The organism is Streptomyces sp. NPDC048361, assembly GCF_040651795.1.
In the GTDB taxonomy this organism is placed as follows: domain Bacteria; phylum Actinomycetota; class Actinomycetes; order Streptomycetales; family Streptomycetaceae; genus Streptomyces.
Window position 1 is genome coordinate 1 of record NZ_JBEZKW010000124.1, and the last position, 5,192, is coordinate 5,192.

Annotated in this window: 4 protein-coding genes and 1 pseudogene; all 5 read left to right on the top strand. The window is 69.3% G+C overall.

Going from position 1 to position 5,192, the window contains the following annotated elements; all coding sequences use genetic code 11:
- Positions 1–396 (top strand): ATP/GTP-binding protein (locus AB0D31_RS34440; protein WP_362730808.1); only part of this gene is annotated, 396 nt, incomplete at its 5' end.
- A 365-nt stretch (positions 397–761) separates the two neighbouring features.
- Positions 762–3,983 (top strand): nitrate- and nitrite sensing domain-containing protein, encoded by a 3,222-nt coding sequence (locus AB0D31_RS34445; protein WP_362730810.1) that lies wholly within the window; start codon positions 762–764, stop codon positions 3,981–3,983.
- A gap of 10 nt (positions 3,984–3,993) precedes the next feature.
- On the top strand, positions 3,994–4,407 hold the full coding sequence (locus tag AB0D31_RS34450; protein ID WP_053725133.1) for a roadblock/LC7 domain-containing protein: 414 nt from the start codon (positions 3,994–3,996) through the stop codon (positions 4,405–4,407).
- A 111-nt stretch (positions 4,408–4,518) separates the two neighbouring features.
- On the top strand, positions 4,519–5,106 hold the full coding sequence (locus tag AB0D31_RS34455; protein WP_362730813.1) for a DUF742 domain-containing protein: 588 nt from the start codon (positions 4,519–4,521) through the stop codon (positions 5,104–5,106).
- A pseudogene (locus AB0D31_RS34460) lies at positions 5,087–5,192 on the top strand (ATP-binding protein); the annotation flags it as partial. The gene AB0D31_RS34455 and the pseudogene AB0D31_RS34460, both read left to right, overlap by 20 nt.

A 5,192-nucleotide genomic window follows, 5' to 3' on the forward strand; every position in this document is an offset into this window, starting at 1 on the left:
GACAAGACCACCACCACCGTGGCCATGGACTTCGGCCGCATCACCCTCGACCAGGACCTGATCCTCTACCTGTTCGGCACCCCCGGACAGGACCGCTTCTGGTTCATGTGGGACGACCTCGTCCGCGGCGCCATCGGCGCCGTCGTCCTCGTCGACACCCGCCGCCTCGCCGACTGCTTCCCCGCCGTCGACTACTTCGAAAACAGCGGCCTCCCCTTCGTCATCGCCCTCAACGGCTTCGACGGACACCAGCCCTACACCCCCGACGAAGTACGCGAAGCACTCCAGATCGGGCCCGATGCCCCGATCATCGTCACCGACGCCCGCCACCGCGCGGACGCCAAGAGCGCCCTCATCACCCTCGTCGAACACGCCCTCATGGCCCGACTCAAGTAGCTGGTGCCCTACGGCAGTTGCCGTAGACGCAACGGGGGCGGACTGTGTCCTTGGACACGATCCGCCCCTGCGTTCATAACGTTTCGACAGAGAATTCTCGTGTCACCGCAACCCGCCGCGTTCATCCGGTGTCACTGCGCGCACGACAGCCCCGTCATTTGGCGGGGCTCGCTCTTTATGCCCGTTTTATCTGAGGCCTTGGCCACTCGGAACCTGAGATTCCAGACGTTTGGATGGCGACCGTCCCACGTGCTGGAATTCGACGAACTCCCGAGTAGTACGGCTGGTACGGCCCCGAGAAGTACGGCTCTGAAAGACACAGCGGCACGCCACCCTGGTGCCGGCTCCGAGAGGTTGTTGGTCGAGTGAAGCGAAGCAGGACGAGCTCCGCGACGCAGCAGGCGCGGGGCAACTTCACCCCGCCGCAGCGTGCGGCGGCGGTACCGGCGCCCCAGACCTCTGCCCAGGATTCCGGCAAGGACAAGGGCACCCCCCAGGGCAGCAGCAGCCGCTTCTCGCCGCGCAACTGGCGCGTGGCCACCCGGCTGAACGCGATCCTCCTCATCCCCGTCCTCGTCGGCCTCGTCATGGGCGGCTTCGAGGTCAACGGGTCCATAGCCACCTGGCGCGACGCCCGGAACGCCGAGAAGGTCGCGACCATCGTGCGCGCCGCGTCGGACTACGGCCAGGCCCTGCTCAACGAGCGCGACCTCACCGCCCAGCCGCTCCTGGAGAACAAGCGCGACAGCGACGTCGTCAGCAAGGCGTACGCCGCCTCCGACGCCGCCCGCGCCACGTTCGACCAGGCCGTCAAGGGCATGCCGGACACCCCGAGCCTCAAGCGCCGCCTGGCCAAGGTCCGCGACGCCGAGAAGACCCTCGACGACCTGCGCAAGACCGCCTACGCCAAGGGCATCGAGGCGAAGAACCCGGTCCTGACCGAAGAGGGCTACACCGCGATCCCCCACTACCTGAGCACGTTCTCCAACGAGCTCGGTCTGGGCACCGGCAACATCACCAGCTACGGCCGCATGGTGTACGCCGTCGACCTCGCCAAGTCCGCGGGTTCGCTCCAGCGCTCCATCGGCATGCACCTCCTGCTCCGGCCGAGCGACGACCCGAAGGCCTTCCAGCTCCAGGTCAAGGCGTTCAACTCGTACAACTACCTGGAGTTCATCGCCCTCGGCGAGTTCGACGCGGGTGGCACGGACGCCGACAGCGCGAAGCTGAAGGAGGTCATGACGAAGAAGGAGGCGCAGGTCGCCGCGGAGTTCCCGGACGCCAAGCAGAAGGCGGACAACGGCCCGCACATCGGTGCCGCGCCGTCCGCCGACGGCTCGGTCTACAACGGCATGGCCGCCGCGATCGGCGAGGCGCAGAGCGCGGCGAGCATCAAGCAGCTGAAGGCCCAGGGCATCACGCCCGAGTCCTGGATGGCCGCCTCCACCTCGAAGTTCGACGGCTACAGCGAGGTCGAGAACGACCTCGTCACGCGGGCCGTGACCGAGGCCGGCCAGATCGCGGACGACGCCAAGACCACCGCGTACATCAACGGTGCGATCGTCGTGGTCTCGCTGCTCGCCGCCTTCATCCTGGCCGGCATGGTGGCCCGCCAGATGAGCCGCTCGATGCGCCGGCTGCGTACCGCCGCCTTCGACGTGGCCGAGCAGCGCCTGCCGATGCTCGTCGACCAGCTCTCGCGCACCGAACCTGGCCGGGTCGACACCCGGGTCGAGCCGATACCCATCGACTCCACGGACGAGATCGGCGAGGTGGCCCGCGCCTTCGACCAGGTGCACCGCGAGGCCGTGCGGCTCGCCGCCGAGCAGGCGCTCCTGCGGGGCAACGTCAACGCGATCTTCACCAACCTCTCGCGCCGCAACCAGTCCCTGATCGAGGGCCAGCTGACCCTCATCACCGACCTGGAGAACAACGAGGCCGACCCGGACCAGCTGGAGAGCCTGTTCAAGCTGGACCACCTGGCGACCCGTATGCGCCGCAACGGCGAGAACCTGCTGGTCCTCGCCGGCGAGGAGCCGGGCCGCCGCTGGGACCAGCCGGTCCCGCTGGTCGACGTGCTCCGCGCCGCCTCGTCCGAGGTGGAGTCCTACGAGCGCATCGAGCTGTCGGGTGTGCCGGAGGCCGAGATCCACGGCCGGGCCGTGACCGACCTCGTGCACCTGCTCGCCGAGCTCCTGGAGAACGCCACCACGTTCTCGTCGCCGCAGACCAAGGTCCGCGTCACCGCGACCCGTCTCCCCGACGGCCGCGTCATGATCGAGATCCACGACAAGGGCATCGGCCTGACCGCCGAGGACTTCGCGGACATCAACCACCGCCTGGCCAACCCGCCGGCCGTGGACGCCGATGTCTCGCAGCGCATGGGCCTGTTCGTGGTCGGCCGGCTCTCCGACCGGCACGGCATCCGCGTCCAGCTGCGCCCCTCGGGCGAGCAGGCCGGCACCACCTCGCTCGTCATGCTCCCCGACCCGATCACCCACGGTGGCAGCGGCGAGTCCGCGCCGATGGGCGACAACTTCACGGTCTCCTCGATCATCCCCGAGCAGCAGCAGCACCAGCAGCAGCCGTACGCATCCGCCCCCGCGCCGATGCGCACCGCGGCCGAGCTCGGCTTCGACGACTCCCGGTACGAGAGCGGCGACCCGTCCGACCCCCGCGAACTCGACCCGGTCAACCGGTCGTTGCTGCGCGAGGAGCGCCGGGCGGCCCTGGAGGCCCAGGCCCAGGGCGGCGAACGTCCGCTGTACCGGGACGAGATCGAGCCCCAGCAGAGCCAGGCGTACGACGGCTCGTACGAGAACCAGCAGGGGTACACCGGGCAGAGCCAGTCCTACGAGGGCTCCTACGAGCCTCAGCAGACCCCCGGCTACGACGGCTCGTACCCGAACCAGCAGTACGCCCCCGAGCACACCGGTGGCTACGCCCAGGACTCCTACGCGCCCCAGGACAGCTACCAGGAGTCCGGCTATGCGGAAGGCTCCTACGAGGGCCGGACGCCCGCTCAGGGCGCCTACGCCGATCCGTACGCCGCCCAGGCGCCGCAAGGCGACTGGCAGCAGGAGAACGCCTATCAGGAGCCCTACGCGGCGCCCCCGCGGCCGGAAGCGGAATCCGCCGAGGCGAACCGGGGCGTTCCCGGGGGCACCGCGGAGCGCGTAGGCTTCGACCGTCCGGGCCCCACCCCGACCACCGCCCATGAGCTGACCGACGCGGGTCTGCCCCGGCGCGGCAGCCAGCAGGACTGGCCGGCCGAGCCCCAGCAGGAGCAGAGCGAGACGCCGGACGGACCGAAGGACGACTGGCGTTCGACCAACGACGAACGCTGGACGCGGGCCGAGAAGCTCCGTGAGCCCAAGGCCGGCGGGGTCACTCCTTCCGGTCTCCCCCGGCGGGTGCCCAAGGCCAATCTGGTCGAGGGCGCGGCCGAGCAGACCCCGCAGGGCGGCCCTCAGGTCTCCCGCGCTCCGGAGGACGTGCGCGGCAGGTTGAGCAACCTGCGCCGCGGCGTTCAGCAGGGCCGTAACGCGGGGTCGGACACAAGTAACACCTACAACCAGGAGCGTTAGTGTGAGCCCGATGAGCCAGGCGGCGCAGAATCTGAACTGGTTGATCACCAACTTCGTGGACAACACCCCTGGGGTGTCCCACACGGTGGTGGTCTCCGCCGACGGACTCCTGCTGGCGATGTCCGAAGGCTTCCCCCGGGACCGGGCCGATCAGCTGGCGGCCGTGGCCTCCGGTCTGACGTCCCTCACCGCGGGCGCCTCCCGGATCTTCGAAGGCGGCGCCGTCAACCAGACGGTGGTGGAGATGGAGCGCGGCTTCCTCTTCATCATGTCGGTCTCCGACGGTTCCTCCCTGGCCGTTCTCGCGCACCCGGAGGCCGACATCGGCCTGGTGGGGTATGAGATGGCGCTGCTGGTGGACCGGGCCGGAAGCGTGCTGACCCCCGACCTCCGGGCGGAGCTTCAGGGAAGCCTTCTTAACTAGTTACCGATCAGTTCTCAATCAGCAGACAGGCCGTGCGTTTCTCGCCACCGCCCCATAAAGTGCGGTGGCGCGGCCCCAATGGGACGGGCACCGGTAGTCGGAGGAGGAAACGTGACAACACCCCCAGGCGGGCACCCCTACGGTGGACAGCAGTCTCCGGGTGAGCACGGCCAGAACCGCTTCAACTACCCCTCCACGCCCGGCAGACAGGGTCACGGCCAGGGTCAGGGCCAGTACCAGCAGCAGCCCTACCGGCAGCCGAACCGTCAGCCCAGCCCGTACGACCAGCCGCCGCAGCCCCGGATCGAAACGGTGCAGCCGAGGCAGACCCCCCAGCCTTCTCCGGCGGGCGGCGCGCACAATCCCCTTGTGCGTCCGTACGCCATGACCGGCGGCCGCACCCGGCCGCGCTACCAGCTCGCCATCGAGGCACTGGTGCACACCACGGCCGAACCGTCCAGGCTGCAAGGGCAGTTGCCCGAGCACCAGCGGATCTGCCACCTGTGCCGCGAGATCAAGTCGGTCGCCGAGATCTCGGCACTTCTCACCATTCCCCTCGGCGTCGCCCGGATCCTCGTAGCCGACCTGGCGGAGGCCGGACTTGTCGCCATCCACCAGCCGGGCGGCGACGAGTCCGCCGGCGGACAGCCAGACGTGACACTGCTCGAAAGGGTGCTCAGTGGACTTCGCAAGCTCTAGCGGCGGTGCCGCCCGTTCCACCACGTCGGCGAAGATCGTGGTGGCGGGCGGCTTCGGCGTGGGCAAGACCACGTTCGTCGGCGCGG

Coding starts and splice junctions, on each gene's coding strand:
- AB0D31_RS34450 (WP_053725133.1), top strand. CDS start 3,994: ATGAGCCAGGCGGCGCAGAATCTGAACTGGTTGATCACCAACTTCGTG.